The 14631-nt window shown below is 50.5% G+C and carries 16 protein-coding genes; 4 read left to right on the top strand and 12 right to left on the bottom strand.

Annotated elements, in window-relative coordinates; all coding sequences use genetic code 11:
- The first annotated feature begins 114 nt into the window (after positions 1-114).
- Positions 115-441 carry a hypothetical protein gene (locus AC3B4V_RS11920; RefSeq protein ID WP_050677942.1) on the top strand — a complete coding sequence of 109 codons (327 nt, stop codon included), beginning with the start codon at positions 115-117 and terminating at the stop codon, positions 439-441.
- A 326-nt stretch (positions 442-767) separates the two neighbouring features.
- Positions 768-1286 (top strand): hypothetical protein, encoded by a 519-nt coding sequence (locus AC3B4V_RS11915; RefSeq protein WP_347356194.1) that lies wholly within the window; start codon positions 768-770, stop codon positions 1284-1286.
- Between the two features lie 68 nt (positions 1287-1354).
- On the opposite strand, the gene AC3B4V_RS11910 is transcribed toward AC3B4V_RS11915, so the two are convergent.
- On the bottom strand, positions 1355-2077 hold the full coding sequence (locus tag AC3B4V_RS11910; RefSeq protein WP_488378548.1) for an SDR family oxidoreductase: 723 nt from the start codon (positions 2075-2077) through the stop codon (positions 1355-1357).
- A gap of 111 nt (positions 2078-2188) precedes the next feature.
- On the opposite strand from AC3B4V_RS11910, the gene AC3B4V_RS11905 reads away from it, so the two are divergent.
- Positions 2189-2542: a winged helix-turn-helix transcriptional regulator gene (locus tag AC3B4V_RS11905; RefSeq protein WP_488378547.1), complete on the top strand. Its 354-nt coding sequence runs from the start codon at positions 2189-2191 to the stop codon at positions 2540-2542.
- A 14-nt stretch (positions 2543-2556) separates the two neighbouring features.
- Here the strand turns inward: AC3B4V_RS11905 and AC3B4V_RS11900 are convergent, their stop codons facing one another.
- The 3 genes from AC3B4V_RS11900 to AC3B4V_RS11890 are packed head-to-tail and all read right to left on the bottom strand — an operon-like array spanning position 2557 to position 5485.
- Complete coding sequence (locus AC3B4V_RS11900; RefSeq protein ID WP_488378546.1) at positions 2557-3531, bottom strand: hypothetical protein; 975 nt, start codon at positions 3529-3531, stop codon at positions 2557-2559.
- Positions 3528-4574: a DUF58 domain-containing protein gene (locus AC3B4V_RS11895; RefSeq protein WP_488378545.1), complete on the bottom strand. Its 1047-nt coding sequence runs from the start codon at positions 4572-4574 to the stop codon at positions 3528-3530. The genes AC3B4V_RS11900 and AC3B4V_RS11895 overlap by 4 nt, the downstream gene beginning before the upstream one ends.
- Before the next feature lie 2 nt (positions 4575-4576).
- Positions 4577-5485: an AAA family ATPase gene (locus tag AC3B4V_RS11890; RefSeq protein WP_058265957.1), complete on the bottom strand. Its 909-nt coding sequence runs from the start codon at positions 5483-5485 to the stop codon at positions 4577-4579.
- 222 nt (positions 5486-5707) lie between these two features.
- Here AC3B4V_RS11890 and AC3B4V_RS11885 point away from each other — a divergent pair, with 222 nt between their 5' ends.
- A complete protein-coding gene (locus AC3B4V_RS11885) occupies positions 5708-5935 on the top strand; it encodes a hypothetical protein (protein WP_050677949.1) in 228 nt (75 codons plus the stop codon).
- A gap of 33 nt (positions 5936-5968) precedes the next feature.
- Here the strand turns inward: AC3B4V_RS11885 and AC3B4V_RS11880 are convergent, their stop codons facing one another.
- The 8 genes from AC3B4V_RS11880 to parE form a co-directional block, all read right to left on the bottom strand.
- Positions 5969-6184 carry a DUF3006 domain-containing protein gene (locus AC3B4V_RS11880; RefSeq protein ID WP_488378544.1) on the bottom strand — a complete coding sequence of 72 codons (216 nt, stop codon included), beginning with the start codon at positions 6182-6184 and terminating at the stop codon, positions 5969-5971.
- A gap of 21 nt (positions 6185-6205) precedes the next feature.
- Positions 6206-7066 carry a ComEC/Rec2 family competence protein gene (locus AC3B4V_RS11875; protein ID WP_488378610.1) on the bottom strand — a complete coding sequence of 287 codons (861 nt, stop codon included), beginning with the start codon at positions 7064-7066 and terminating at the stop codon, positions 6206-6208.
- A complete protein-coding gene (locus AC3B4V_RS11870; RefSeq protein ID WP_195865045.1) occupies positions 7063-7614 on the bottom strand; it encodes a histidine phosphatase family protein in 552 nt (183 codons plus the stop codon). The genes AC3B4V_RS11875 and AC3B4V_RS11870 overlap by 4 nt, the downstream gene beginning before the upstream one ends.
- Positions 7615-7660: 46 nt before the next feature.
- A complete protein-coding gene (locus AC3B4V_RS11865) occupies positions 7661-8455 on the bottom strand; it encodes a DUF3307 domain-containing protein (RefSeq protein ID WP_488378543.1) in 795 nt (264 codons plus the stop codon).
- Positions 8452-9099, bottom strand: a complete 648-nt coding sequence (locus AC3B4V_RS11860) for a hypothetical protein (protein ID WP_050677952.1) — start codon at positions 9097-9099, stop codon at positions 8452-8454. The genes AC3B4V_RS11865 and AC3B4V_RS11860 overlap by 4 nt, the downstream gene beginning before the upstream one ends.
- Positions 9100-9384: 285 nt before the next feature.
- Positions 9385-9855 (bottom strand): NUDIX domain-containing protein, encoded by a 471-nt coding sequence (locus AC3B4V_RS11855; protein WP_231681758.1) that lies wholly within the window; start codon positions 9853-9855, stop codon positions 9385-9387.
- A gap of 298 nt (positions 9856-10153) precedes the next feature.
- Positions 10154-12559 (bottom strand): DNA topoisomerase IV subunit A, encoded by a 2406-nt coding sequence (parC, locus tag AC3B4V_RS11850; protein ID WP_058265960.1) that lies wholly within the window; start codon positions 12557-12559, stop codon positions 10154-10156.
- The gene (gene parE / locus AC3B4V_RS11845; protein ID WP_023468335.1) at positions 12552-14522 is read right to left on the bottom strand and encodes a DNA topoisomerase IV subunit B; all 1971 of its coding nucleotides are present in this window, start codon (positions 14520-14522) and stop codon (positions 12552-12554) included. The genes parC and parE overlap by 8 nt, the downstream gene beginning before the upstream one ends.
- Between the last annotated feature and the right edge of the window lie 109 nt (positions 14523-14631).

Below are 14631 nucleotides of genomic sequence, written 5' to 3'. Positions count from 1 at the left end.
ATTGTCGAGAAAAAACTTTTTGTCGTTTTTTGTCGGATATTCATATTTGAATATTTTAAGCGAATAGTTCCAGTTACTATTAAGGGTATCTGATACTTATGTAGGAGGAACGACATGCAACAGATGGAAAAAAGCCAATCAAACGGGATGCGGAAACTAGCTGCTTTCCTCTTCTTCGTTTGTCTATCCTATACATCGTGGTACTTATTTTCACTTTTTGTCTTTCATCTCGTGTTTCCAGAAGATGTCGTGACATCCTTAGATATCGTCGTATTCGGATTCAGTCCGGTCGTCGCTCTTGTCGTCACCATCGGCTCGTTACGCTTGATCGAACGACGCATGAAACCTAAATTCACACCCCTTTTATTCATCGGATATACGCTCTCGACAAGTATCTTGATTTATTACGCGATCGTGAACGAACTTCTGCCCCGACTGTGACTTGCAACTCCCCAGCAATTGGCATATGCTACGCTTATAGCTTGCTAGGTAAGGGGGGATACGATGAACGCACAGTATATCCTCGACTGGATGCCGCTCGTGATTCCTGTCGGTGCCATCGTCTTTATTGTCGTCATTGCACGTAAGGCTTCAAAAATCGATGCTGAAAAGTAAGGAGACTCCAATCAGGGAGTCTTTTTTTATTGGCTTCTGTTGGTACTTTATTCACGCGATTTCCCTATTGTGCAAAAACATAATGTCACCCATTTCTATGGTATAAAGGAACTAGGCGAAAGACCTAATATTAGGAAATCATGGAGGGACAGATGAGACAAAGAACCGTCATGACTTTACTTGCACTCAGTCTACTGCTTACCGTATGTATGATGAAAAAACCAACGTTGACACCAAAGGCCAGTACCATCGATCTCACCATCGCCGTCGTCGGAACAGCTCCAGTTCTTACGCAATCACCGGATTTCCACTCGATTGATCTGCAGGAGATCAAAGGAGATTTACGACGATACGACGCAGTCATGATTATGCCGGAGTACTTACATCAAGCAGCGGGACGTGACTATGCTACCGTCTACCGGAAGGCGCAGATTCCCTTTTTCTTTATCGGCTCTCAAAAATCCGTCGAACCGTTTCTTGATCCGAGTCTCTCCTATGAGGAAAGCATCTCGGTGCCGAATCCGACGTTTGCGGCTGGTATGCTCTATGACGATACACAAGAGACGACCTGGTTATTTGGTGAGGGGATCGAACGACCGAATCGGTCAGAGCAACTGCAGATCTATCAATCAATCTTTCAAACGATTGAACAGAGTCACTTAATAAAGTAACGCTTGAATGAAACAGACCGAAGCGCTCGGAAGTACATCCATTTCCGAGCGCTTCGGTCTATTATTCGTCAATCGAGTTGTTTCGTCGGAGCTAAGACGATTTCTCGAATATTGACATGTTGCGGCTGCTCAAAGGCGAATAAGACAGTGTCCGCGACGACTTGCGGATCGAGTCCACCGTCAATCGACTGTTTCCATTCGTTATAGCCGTCCTTGATCGCATCACTTGTTGTATGACCGAGTAATTCCGTCTCGACGACACCTGGTGCGATCGTCATGACGCGGACACCGTGAGACGCGACTTCACCTCGCACGTTCTCACTCATCGCGTGGACGGCGAATTTTGTACCGACGTACGCGGCATGGTCTGCGAACGTCTTTTTACCGGCAATCGAGCTGATATTGATGATCGTGCCGGTCTTGCGCTCCACCATCGAGGGAAGGACGGCTTGCATCCCGTGTAAGACACCGAGCGCATTAACGTCAAACATCTCTTCCCATTCTTCCGCGTCTTGTGTCTCAATTTGACCGAGTAACATCCGTCCTGCATTATTGATGATGGCTTCGACCGGTCCGAACGCTTCCGTCGCGTCTGCTAAAGCAGCATCGAGGGCAACTCGGTCGGTGGCTGCGACTTGGCGAATCAAGACATCGTCTGAAGCAAGGCTCGCCAGACGATCAATTCGTCGTCCGAGCAATAAGACACGGTACCCTTTCTGAATGAACGTTCGCGCAATCGCATGCCCGATTCCTGACGTGGCACCTGTGATGGCAATGAATCCTGTTTTCATGATATCGTCTCCTTATTTGATATGATAAATTGAAGATAACAGAGGGAAACCAATCCGAGAAGTACGCACTTTTAGGTCAGTCGGTTACCTTTTGGTAAGGGAGGGAACGGTATGCCGTATCTAAATGAGTTCGATGCGACGATGCGTCAGATTCAAGGCAAGTGGAAAGTGATGATCTTGTACGAGCTGCATGAGGAAGGTGCGGTACGTTTTAATACACTGGAGCGTTATATCCAGGACGTCTCACCGAAGACGCTGACACAGCAACTGAAGCAACTCGAACAAGATGGCTTGATTACGCGGACCGTCTACCCGGAAATCCCACCTCGTGTTGAGTATGCGTTAAGTGCAAAAGGTGTTTCCTTGATTCCCTTACTTGATGCGATCTGCGACTGGGGACTCGCGACGACACCACGCAACCAATTGATGCGCACCTTATGCGACGAGGAAGCCCCTGCTCGATGAGCAAGGGCTTTTCGTTAGCGTTCGATTTGTTCTCGTACTTGACGGCGGAACGTCTGAATGTCGTAGGCCGGTTCACTTGGACTGAACTCAATCCCGTCGATCAGTCGAGCGTTTGGTGACGCATCCGGGAACTCGATCCGTGTCAGCCATTCAAGCGTCGTCTCTTCATGACGTCTTGGGAAGGCTTGCTCGAGTTGAGAGGCAATCTTCAGAAGCGGATGATGACTATGCCGCTTTGGCGCATGCGCCCGTACCTGCTTGGAGTGCTTGACGGTTTGTTCTCTTTCGATTACTATGACTTTTCGCTTCCGGATGACATAAAGCGTAACCGCAACTAAGATCACGGTCAGAAGCGTCGTTGCGATCCAAATCCAATCCGGTGTTCCTGCCTGGACGGCAGCTTGCTCCACGTCTTGAACACCTTTGATATTCTCTAGCCCCATTGCCCGGTTCGTCATCGTGTCCGCTTTCCGACCAAGTGGTTCCGTCCAAAGGAATAATGAACCGAATGCTTCAAATAGCGGACGAATCGCACTCGTGACGGATCCGACGAGCGCTTCTTTCGTGAGCCGGAAGACGACAGCGATGATCAGCCCCGCGCTGAGGACTAACGCGATCGTCGGGAAGATACGCCGCCATTCTGTCATGTAGGTGACGACGAATGGATACGCAATGACGAAGAGCAGAAGTAAAAATGCGCCAATCGGTGGTGTCACTCCTGGGAACAATACCATCACGACGCCGATGACCATCGTACTCGTAGCGTATCGCCACGTCGAATCGACCGTATCAAGAAACGCGGTCCAGGCAACGAAGACGAGCGCTAAGACGCTAGCTATGGGAGAGAGGAAATATAAGGATCCCGCTACGAGTAGCTGTAATCCGATGCGCAGCGAACGATGCGGCACGAAGGCAAGTGCCGGAAGAGCGAGCGCGAGATAGAACGGAACCGGTAACAGACTCGCAAGGAATATCCACCAGAGAATCATGCGCTCACTCCTTTCTGCCGGTGACCGAGATGGATCTCCGCCGTCGTCGACGGTACACTACGTTGCAATCGTTTCGTGAAGTACCGGCGTTCGAGCGGTAGATCGTATTCGGAAATCCGAGCAAGGCATTCCATCGTCCGTAGGAATTGATGTTTTCCCGTCCCAGACGGAACATGGTACCACTGCCCGGATCGGTTGACCATCGAAATCCAGAGGCTGTAGGAAGCCCCTTGTTTCTCGAGTTCACGGATGATCGTCGCGGCACGCGATAATAGTTTCTCGAAGTCCGAGCGGAGAGCGAGTCCGTCTGCGGACAAGCCATCGACGATGACGGCATAATCATGGTTACGTTTCCGGTCATATTGATACGAGTACAGTTCATTCGTCTTCGCATAAGCGGACCAGTAGATCGACTTCGCATCTCCGGAGTAGGGGACGACGGAGTGGAAACTCGAGCGATCGGTGAACGGACTCGAGCGATCAATCGTCTCACCGGGAATCATCCGTTCATTCCACTCGACCGACGCTGGTGCAAAGTCAGGGAAGACGTGACCCAGCTCTTGGATATCAAGCGTCACATAGATTGTGATCAAATGAAACGGATCCGAGATCATGACGTCAAACGACTGAATCCGAATCGTTCCCCGGTGAGCGGCAATGACATCGATTGAAAACGGCACGATCGTCTGTTTGTTGACATATAAGTGTTGACGCCAAAATTGACTACTTGCATCAGAAAGCTTGATCTGATCCCCGAGCAAGCCAGAAATCGTGATGCGACCGAGTGGTAACTTCGTTGGGTTCGACAATTCGAACGGTATCTGGATCGTTTCCTCTCGAAAAGCGCGAACGGTCTCAAGGAGGCGGACGCGAATCCGCTTCGCAACGTATTCGAGATAATACGGCATCACCCAGCCATATAATGTATAGGCGAGTAATAAAGCCGCAATCCAGACAGGACCATAGAGTCCGACGATGACGCCACTCGCACCTGTCATCGTAAGAATGATGAGGTTAAAGCCTTTTGGTATGATCAATTGCATGATTACACCTCAGTTGGAACAGTGAGTGAATCGAGGACCTGCTCGACGAGACGTTCGTTCGATAGCTTCAGCGTCGCTTCGAGCGTCAAGACGAGACGGTGGGCAAGCAATGGCGTCGCCAAGTGCTTGACGTCCTCTGGTGTGACGTACGTCCGCTCCTGCATCCAGGCACGTGCTTTCGCGGCTTTTAAGAGTGCGAGCGTCGCTCGTGGACTCGGTCCGATCTCAACGTCACGATGGGCGCGGAGTGCGTCACAGACATCGAGTAAGTAGTTTTCGACGCTATCTTCGATTGAGACGGCGACGACTTCCTCTTTCCAGTCATTGAGTTGTTCGAGCGGAATCTGTAGTTCGGCCGCGGTTAAGTGTGCTCCACGTAATAATGCCTTCTCCGCCTGACGTGTCAGCGGAGCGAACGACAACTTGAACAAGAAACGGTCGAGTTGGGCATGCGGCAGTGGGAATGTGCCGTGTCCATCGAACGGATTTTGTGTCGCGATGACAAGAAAGTGTTGCGGTAACGTATAAGATGTATCCCCGATCGTCACTTGTCCTTCGGCCATTGCCTCGAGCAATGCTGACTGTGTCCGTGGAGTCGTCCGGTTGATCTCATCGACGAGGACGATGTTCGCGAACAGCGGACCAAACCGTTGTTCAAACGATCCTGTCAGTGGGTTGAACAGCTCCATCCCAAGTAGGTCGGTCGGTAACGTATCCGCTGTACATTGAACACGTGAGAACTTTGCTTCGAGTGTCTGCGCCAGTGCTTTTGCTAGTGTCGTCTTACCGGTCCCCGGACGGTCTTCGAGCAACACATGACCTTCTGCGAGCAAGCCCATCAATAAATGATCAATCACATCGTCCTGACCAAGGACAGATTGTTTGAGTGATGTACGTAACGTTTGAAACATGGATGATTCCCCCTTTAAGATGCATCGTATTTCTAAAGTGTACGAAAATTCAGAAAAAACCGCTAGTGATTTTCCAGGAATCACGCATAAAGAAATACGTCTATCTTTTATACTACCAGTTTCATCCAAAAGTTTCGTGAAATATCAAAAAAATTGAAACAGGATTATGAAGTTACTTAGCGAATAGAAGGATATAGTCATCGGAATAGGGAGGATGGACAGATGAAACCACACACTACCGAATCGAACTCTACTCTAAACCAGCAACAGGATGTTGCTCACAGTCCTATTGACGAGTATCAACGTATTGTTGCCGGAGGACCTCCGAATCGTCGAGCCTTTGCCGCGATTCGTCGGCTCCCATTCGGATTACGTTTGCTGACGTATACGCTCGGTTCCTTATTCACAGCAGGCATCATCGCTGGACTCGTCATCAGTTTACTGGGTTAAAAAAGGCTCCCTCAGCGTACCGAGGGAGTCCCATTATTCCTCAAAGAGGTCATCCATCAATGCGGTGATCTCTTTTTTACGTGCTTTCGTCTCATCGCGTAAGATCCGAATCGAGCGTCCGGTCCAGTCAAGTCGGTCGCCGATCGTTGCCTGGCGCGGCAAACGACTTTTCGGTAATGTGATCGTCTCGCGGTCGTCGGTTTCGCAAATTGCTAGATCGTCTTCAAAATCAGCTAGGGTCAATCGCATCTGATGCACCTCCACGTCTCGTTATTCCGGTCGTAAATCGGTCCGGTTCGATTCCTTGATACCGTCACCGGTCGAGATATACTGAATCGTTCCACTTTGATCGGTTCGGTCAATCGTGATCTGTTCTGCTTTCAGTTCCTGTAAGACGGAGGGACGCGGGTGACGGTAAGCATTATCCTGCCCGGCTGAGATCAACGCACGCTTCGGATCAACGGCTTGTAGGAAGGGCAGGGAGGACGATGTGTCTGCTCCGTGATGCCCAAGCTTCAAGACATCGGCGCGGAGATCTTCATCCGACTCAAGCAATTGTCGTTCCGTCCGGATTGGTGCGTCGCCCATGAAGAGGAACCGATCCTGTCCATGTTCGACCCGCAGGACGGCACTCCAACTGTTAAGATCCTGTGTCCCGTCCGTTAGGGGTGCAAGGAACGTAAAGCGTGCGGCTTCACTCGGTATCTTAAGACCCGCCTTAACCGACTTGATCGTCACTCCTTCGCGTTTGACGGCTAGAAGGAAATCGCGGTACGTCTCCGTCGTATGCGTGACACGCGGGGCATAGACGCTGTCGACTGGAAAGGCATCGAGGACGGTATCGAGTCCACCGATATGATCGGCGTCCGGATGTGTCGCGATGATCGCTGTTAAGCGTTTGACACCTAGTTCTTGCAGGTAGCGGACGACATCCTCGCCTTTACCGTTATTCCCACCGTCAATCAAGATCGCGTCTTCCTTCGTCCGGATGAACGTGCTATCTCCTTGACCGACGTCAAAACCATAGACCTCCATCTGTCCTGCCGTTGGGGCAGGGGGCTCTTCATCCCGGGTCGTGTAGAAGATGACGATCAGGCAGAGTGCTAACAGAATCGTTGAGCCCCATTTCAGCATGTCGGTTCCTCTTTCTCGAACAGATAGAGCATACCGTTGCGCGGATGACCGAACCGGGGTCCACGATAACCGCGCCGTTTCAAGGCAGCCCGCATCAGAATCATCATGCCGCCGTGCCCAACAAGTAAGACCCGTTCGTCATCCTCGAACATCAATTGATTCAACAGGACCTCGATCCGTTCATTCGCATCCTTGATTTCCGCTTGAATCCGTTTGCTGAACGGGGCTGCCAGTCGACCGAGGACCGCCCAGCCAAGAAACGGTAACCGGAGATTCGAGCGAATCGTCGGGAACGGTACTTCCCGCAGTAAATCCGTCACGATGATCTCTTGATCGTAGACGCTCTTCGCCGTCTGGACAGCGCGTGGCATGCTACTGGCATAACAGACCGTCCAGTCGATCTGACCGAGCTCGACCGGTTGAATATCGATGTCTGACGTATCATAGCGTTCAATCCATTTTTCAATATCACTGGCGCTGATCCAGCCTTTTGTCGGGTATCCTTCCGTCACCCGGTGATGTCTCACTAATCCAATTTGTTTCATACTTCGTGCGACGGTCCAAACCGTCTCCCTCACTTTCATTCATCGTTTAGAATGCGACGCGAATCGCCAGTCCACATAAAATCGCACCTAAGATACTGAGCAAGCTCCCGATGATGTAATATTCCGCAAAGCGGCGGTCTTCAAACTGTTTAAAACGGGCCAGCGCCTTCAAAGCAATGATGAAGCCAATCGCTCCGGTTGCGTTCGTGACGACGAGCAGGGTGATGATCGCCCGTTCGACGAGACCGATATAACGCCCGATCCCATTCAATTCCGTCGTATAACTGCGGGCAGAATCTTCGACTTCATGTGTGACGGTCCGTGAAACGCCGTCGAGTTGCTCCTTACGTGTCACTTTCCGCTCGAAATGCGCTTCGATCAAGCGTGGAGCGAATGGTGCGAGCATCAAAGCAATCCCATGACCGAGTAACTCCGTCGTCACTAAACTAAAACATAGAATCCAGAGGACCTGCTCCGGGCGCGTGAACGACAACGACCAATCGATCGGAACGAACACCCATGTCAAAGCGATGATGGCAGTGATATGTAACGCTTGATCGATCCAGTACGCCGCTGCTTGCTTGACGCGACGTTTGAGCGGGGAGGCATCGAGTAGGGCGTGAAACACGAGAATGCTGCCTCCAAGCCATCCAGCGATGTCGAGGGTCAACTGTCCTCGGACGACGAAGAACGCAAGGACAAGTAGCATCAGAGCCGCATGGACGGCAAGATGTTGGACCAAGATGCGTCGATTTCGATGTTTCAGTTGCGCCATCCGTCTCGTCTGTAATGGAAAATCAGCAAGTAAGTGGACAAGGATAAGGCTAAGTAAGACAGTCACCGAATCGCCTCCCAGACTTGGAATTGCTCCAATGCCTGTGTCAAGGCAGCTTCAAGACGCTTCCGTTGCTTACGCTGCGAGCGGGAAACGAGTTTTGCGACATTCGCGCGGGCATCTTGTTCCTTAAAGCCCATCTTTAAACCGATCTCTTCATACGTATCATCCGGATATTGATCCATCAACCGGTGCAACTCAATTTGACGGTCCGTCTTCCCGAAATACGCCGGATAGAGCATCTCAAGATAACCATTCAGCAGGGCGGTCGGTAAGTAGGGCGGTCCAGCAAACGCAATCCGTGACGGAAGCGTCTTCGCCTGTTCTTGCGCTTCAAAAGCGTGAATGATCGCACTACCATTGGCTTCTTCAGCTTGGGTCGTCGAAATCGTCTCATACTGACCAAATCCGATCCCGATGTAACCTGGTAATTCTTGATTCAATAAGTGCAGAATGACCGGATAACTAACCGGATAATCCGCAAATACCGCCAGTAAGCTATCACCGGATTTAATTTGGAACGGAACGATACTCGTTGGAAATGCCGTATTCAGATTGTTCGCGAGTTCTCGGAGCGCTTGAAGTAATGCTTCTTTGCTCGGATAGTCGCGGGAGCCTTTGACATCAAACGACAAGGCAACAGCTTGCATGACGATTCCTCCTGTTCATTTGTTGCCACAATCATGGAAACATTTGATTTGTTACCGTTAAAAAGGTAACATTCGCGGTGTTACTGTTATTAGAGTAACAAAGAATGAGGAAGAAGACCAACAGGACGATAGACCGATTTTTACACGACAGGGGGAATGGATGACACTGACTAAAAGATTATTTTTTTATTCAAGTTAACATAACATATATTATCAATAGTTATAAGAATTTGTCTCATAATCAGGGTAAACTTAATATAGTGAGACAAAACAAAAAACACGGAATTAACCGTGTTTTCGACAATCATACGGACGTGTCCGTTCCAATCGATGAATCAAACGATCCAGGAATATATGATGGCGGCGTTCAAGTTGCGTGATCCGATCAAGTGGCAACCACGCGAAATCAAAGAAATCACCGCAATCCTGACCGTCACCAGCCACACAATGCGTCCAGCGGTTTTCTTGGCATTCGATGTGCGCATGGTAGAAATACGTGTAATGCACCCGCATTCGCTCCGGATAGCGCATCTCTTCTTCGCCGATGTACTGGACGGATGCTAACGAGAGACCACTTTCCTCAAGCGTCTCACGGACAGCCGCTTCTTTTGCGATTTCAGCATCTTCGATCGTACCTGCGGGGATCTGCCAATCACTCTCAGGAGCCGATTGTGGATGAAAAACAAGTAGTTCCCATCCGTTAGGTTTTTCCCGAGTGATATAGATTGCTACTTTTTCGCGACGTCTGAATTTCATCTTCATCACCTCTCCAAGGTCGGCAGATTGCACAACAAGCAGCTAAAGGGACGGTCCCGTAGCTGCTTGATCAATTGACGCTATAAGCAAAGCTGCGGAGACGCGTGACCCGACGCTTGTTCGTGACGAATCGTGACCTGACTATTTCTTCTATTGTAGCCGTTATTGGTCAGTGTTTCAATTTGTAAACGATATTTATAGCGATAAATCTCAAAGTTCGGAGCGTTCGTCTCAAAATCACCCTCTCCTGCCCCGCTAGATCTAAAAAAGCTCCCCCGTTATCCGGAGGAGCCTCGTCTTATCGTGTATACCAGTCGAGTAAGGGACCAAATTTCTCTTCATCGTAGGCAAATGAACCGTTCGATAAGCGGTCGAGGAACGATAACGAACCGATTTGGATCGTTTTCTCCTGTTCTTTGCCGCTAAGGACTAATTCTTTCGCCTGCGTGACATCGATCAATGCTGCGACTTGGTGTGGTTTCGATTTCAAATCACGGAGCAACTGTAAGCCACGGAGCGCACGGCTCGAGACTTGGAACTGATCCGCGAGACGCATCTTCTTCAAGGCACCGCGTTGCGTCAAGAGGACGATCTGTGGCGCTTCCTTGAAGCCGATCGCACCCGCGACGACATCTTGATCCTTGAGGTTAATCGCTTTAACACCAGCAGCCCGGACACCAACGACCGGAACGTCATCTTCCGTAAACCAAAGCCCGAAACCGTTCTGTGTCGCAAGGAACAGCTCCGTTTGACCCGTTGAGACCTGAGCATACAAGACTTCGTCGTCTGCCTTCAGACGGACACCTTGAAGTGGTTTTGACTTCCGCTGGGCGTTGTAGTCACTCAGTTTCGAGCGTTTGACCATCCCTTGACGAGTCACGAACAAGCAATGCTGTGCTTCGTCGAACGAACGAACGAGATCTGCGGAGAGGACCCGGTCACCCGGTTCGAGTGGGACGAGGTTCGCGACGTGTTGACCGCCATCCTTCCATTTCGTATCCGGTAATTGGTGGACCGGAATCAGCAAGTAATTCCCGCGAACGGTCCAGACGATCAAGTGGTCGGTCGTCATCGCTTGCCCTTGGAGCAACGGACGATCCTGTTCCTTCAAGTCCGGCAAGTCGTTCGAGGCACCGAATGAACGGAGTGACGAGCGTTTGACGTAACCATTTTTCGACAGGAAGACCATCGTTTCTTCGACAGCGATCATGACTTCCGTCTTCAGCTTCAGTTCTTCAACTTCTGCTTCGATCGTCGAGCGACGTTTGTCCGCGACTTGTTCCTTCAAGACCGTCAATTCCTTGATGATGAGACGATTTCGTGTCTTTTCATCGTTGAGGATCTTCTCAAGACGCGCGATTTCCTTCTCGAGTTTCGCTGCTTCTTCCTGCAACTCGACGATATCGGTATTCGTTAACCGGTACAGCTGGAGCATGACGACGGCTTCTGCTTGGCGATCCGTGAAGTTGAAGCGCGCGATCAGCTTCTCCTTTGCGTCCGCTTTGTTCGACGCAGAACGGATCAAGGCAAGCGTCTCATCGAGGACAGAGATTGCTGTCATCAAGGCAGAAACGACTTCCTGACGGCGTTTCGCTTGTTCGAGATCAAACGCTGTCCGGCGGATGACGACTTCCTTGACGTGTGCAAGATACGCATCAAGTAGTGTCAAGACGCCCATTTGCCGCGGTGTCCGTTCATGGATCGCGACCATGTTGTAGTTATAGGCAATTTGTAAGTCAGTCTGTTTGAGGTAGAAGTGTAAGACACCTTCTGCGTCCGCTTCCTTCTTCAACTCGATGACGACCCGTAAGCCGTCGCGGTCGGTCTCATCACGGACTTCAGCGACACCTTCGACCTTTTTATCAAGACGGAGTTCTTCCATCCGTTTAACGAGATTGGCTTTATTGACCTCATACGGGAGCTCCGTGATGACGATTTGCTGACGACCACCCCGCAGTGTCTCAATCGTTGAGCGCGAGCGGATGATGACTTTCCCGCGTCCTGTCTCGAACGCCTTCTTGATGCCGTCAAGCCCTTGAACAACACCACCAGTCGGGAAATCAGGACCTTGCATGTGCGTCAACAAGTCATCGACGTTCTGGACCGTACCGGAAATCCGACCAATCGCAGCATCGAGGACTTCTCCCGCGTGGTGCGGTGGAATCTCGGTTGCGTAACCAGCGGAAATCCCCGTCGAACCGTTCATCAGCAAGTTCGGCAGTAGTGACGGTAAGACGAGCGGTTCTTCCGTCGTATCATCGAAGTTGAGCGTGTAATCGACGGTCTGTTTGTTGATCCCGTCGAGAATCAGACTCGAAACTTTTGATAAACGGGCTTCCGTATACCGCATCGCTGCCGCGCTATCGCCGTCGATTGATCCATTATTCCCTTGCATATCGATCAACGGGTAACGCAGTTTCCACTCTTGGCTCAAGCGGACCATTGCTTCATAGACCGATGAATCACCGTGCGGGTGGTAGTTACCGATGACGACACCGACCGTCTTCGCCGATTTCCGGTAAGCACGGTCAAACAGGTTGCCTTCCGTATGCATCGCATACAAGATCCGGCGTTGAACCGGTTTCAGACCATCCCGGGCATCCGGTAAGGCACGATCTTGGATGATATATTTCGAATAACGACCAAACCGGTCGCCGACAACTTGCTCGAGCGACAGGTTCAGGATGTTTTGTAGATTAGACATGTTCGTTCACACTCTCTTTCGTCACGTGCTCATTCTCGATGATCGAGAGATCTTCCGCGAGACCGAAGGCGACATTGTCCTCGATCCACGTCCGGCGGTGCCCGACGTTATCGCCCATCAGGACAGAGACGCGTTTTTCGGCAACAGCAGCATCGTCGATCGTGACCCGAATCAACGTCCGTGTCTCAGGATCCATCGTCGTTTCCCAGAGCTGTGGTGCATTCATCTCCCCAAGTCCTTTGTACCGCTGGATCATATAACCTTTACCGAACTTCTTCGTCGTTTTCTTGAGCGTCTCTTCGTCCCAGACATATTCGAACTTCTCCGATTTGCCTTTTCCTTTCGAGACACGGTAGAGCGGTGGTAAGGCAACGAAGACCTTCCCGGCATCGATCAACGGACGCATGTAGCGGAAGAAAAACGTCAATAGCAAGACTTGGATATGCGCGCCATCGGTATCGGCATCCGTCATGATGATGACTTTGTCGAAATTACAATCCGACAAGTCAAAATCGGCTCCGACACCACCACCAATCGCGTGAATGATCGTGTTGATCTCTTCATTCTTCATGATGTCAGCGAGTTTCGCTTTTTCCGTGTTCAAGACCTTACCACGGAGTGGAAGAATCGCTTGGAACGTTCGGTTTCGTCCTTGTTTCGCAGAACCACCGGCAGAATCACCCTCGACGAGGAACAATTCATTCTTGTCTGCGTTTTTCGAAGCAGCAGGTGTCAGTTTTCCGTTCAAGATGCTCGAACGTTTCTTCTTTTTCCCATTTCGTGCTTCTTCGCGGGCTTTACGTGCTGCTTCACGCGCTTGCGCTGCGCGGATCGCTTTTTTGATCAACAGCGTCGCCGTTTGCGGGTTCTCTTCCAAGTACGTCGAGAGACGACGACTGATGACAGCGTCACAGCTCGTCCGCGCTTCCGGTGAACCGAGTTTCGACTTCGTTTGTCCTTCGAACTGAAGGAATTCTTCCGGAATTCGGATCGAGACGATCATGGTCAACCCTTCGCGGATATCATTTCCGTCAAGGTTCTTATCCTTTTCCTTCAAGAGCGTGTTCTTTCGGGCATATTCATTCATGACCCGTGTCATCGCCGTCTTCGCACCAACTTCGTGTGTTCCACCGTCGCGTGTCCGGACGTTGTTGACGAACGACAGGACGTTTTCCGAGTACGCATCCGTGAACTGGAAGGCGATATCGACTTCGATCTCGTTTTCCGTGCCTTCGAACGCGACCGTCGGATGAAGCGTATCTTTATCATCGTTCAAGTACTGGACGAATTCGCTGACACCGTCTTGGTACTGGAAGATATCTTGTTTATCAGACCGTTCGTCCGTCAGCGTAATCTTCAGACCTTTCAGCAAGAAAGCTGATTCGCGTAAGCGTTCTGCGAGCGTATCGTAGTTGTATGTCAACGTACTGAAGATCGAGCCATCTGGTTTAAAGTAAACGCTCGTTCCTTTTTGACGCGTCGTACCCGTTTCAAGCAACGTCGTCTTCGGCATCCCACCGTTTTCAAACGTTTGCTCATATTGTTTCCCGTCACGGAAGATCGTTACTTTCAAATCCGTTGATAAGGCGTTAACGACCGACGCCCCGACGCCGTGTAAGCCACCGGACGTCTTATATCCACCTTGACCGAACTTACCGCCAGCGTGAAGGACTGTGAAGATGACTTCAGCAGTCGGCTTTCCCGATGCATGCATCCCCGTTGGCATTCCACGTCCATGGTCACGGACGGTGATTGCATTATCTTTATGAATCGTGACGTCAATTTGTTCCCCGAATCCTGCAAGTGCCTCATCGATTGCGTTATCGACGATCTCGTAGACGAGATGGTGAAGTCCACGGTGATCGGTTGAACCGATATACATACCTGGGCGCTTCCGGACTGCTTCGAGTCCTTCGAGCACCTGTATGGCATCATCATTGTAGTTATTTAAGTCTGTCGCCATTCATTTCACCTCAAAATTCGAAATTACGACGTCGTTTTTACAAACGTTCGTTCGTTATTTCAAGTAGTCTGTCTCTAATTGTAGGCATCTTCTTGCTTCCTGACAAGCA

Source organism: Exiguobacterium sp. E17S, assembly GCF_057772545.1.
Note: the sequence above shows the minus strand (reverse complement) of the source record. Positions and strands in the feature narration are given on the sequence as shown.

Bases quoted from the DNA above. Each gene is read 5' to 3' on its own strand.
- AC3B4V_RS11895 (WP_488378545.1), bottom strand. From the start codon at position 4,574: ATGCAATTGATCATACCAAAAGGCTTTAACCTCATCATTCTTACGATG.
- AC3B4V_RS11855 (WP_231681758.1), bottom strand. From the start codon at position 9,855: ATGAAATTCAGACGTCGCGAAAAAGTAGCAATCTATATCACTCGGGAA.
- AC3B4V_RS11860 (WP_050677952.1), bottom strand. From the start codon at position 9,099: ATGCAAGCTGTTGCCTTGTCGTTTGATGTCAAAGGCTCCCGCGACTAT.
- AC3B4V_RS11915 (WP_347356194.1), top strand. From the start codon at position 768: ATGAGACAAAGAACCGTCATGACTTTACTTGCACTCAGTCTACTGCTT.
- AC3B4V_RS11870 (WP_195865045.1), bottom strand. From the start codon at position 7,614: ATGAAACAAATTGGATTAGTGAGACATCACCGGGTGACGGAAGGATAC.
- parC (WP_058265960.1), bottom strand. From the start codon at position 12,559: ATGTCTAATCTACAAAACATCCTGAACCTGTCGCTCGAGCAAGTTGTC.
- AC3B4V_RS11890 (WP_058265957.1), bottom strand. From the start codon at position 5,485: ATGTTTCAAACGTTACGTACATCACTCAAACAATCTGTCCTTGGTCAG.
- AC3B4V_RS11910 (WP_488378548.1), bottom strand. From the start codon at position 2,077: ATGAAAACAGGATTCATTGCCATCACAGGTGCCACGTCAGGAATCGGG.
- AC3B4V_RS11900 (WP_488378546.1), bottom strand. From the start codon at position 3,531: ATGATTCTCTGGTGGATATTCCTTGCGAGTCTGTTACCGGTTCCGTTC.
- parE (WP_023468335.1), bottom strand. From the start codon at position 14,522: ATGGCGACAGACTTAAATAACTACAATGATGATGCCATACAGGTGCTC.
- AC3B4V_RS11880 (WP_488378544.1), bottom strand. From the start codon at position 6,184: ATGCGATTGACCCTAGCTGATTTTGAAGACGATCTAGCAATTTGCGAA.
- AC3B4V_RS11885 (WP_050677949.1), top strand. From the start codon at position 5,708: ATGAAACCACACACTACCGAATCGAACTCTACTCTAAACCAGCAACAG.
- AC3B4V_RS11920 (WP_050677942.1), top strand. From the start codon at position 115: ATGCAACAGATGGAAAAAAGCCAATCAAACGGGATGCGGAAACTAGCT.
- AC3B4V_RS11905 (WP_488378547.1), top strand. From the start codon at position 2,189: ATGCCGTATCTAAATGAGTTCGATGCGACGATGCGTCAGATTCAAGGC.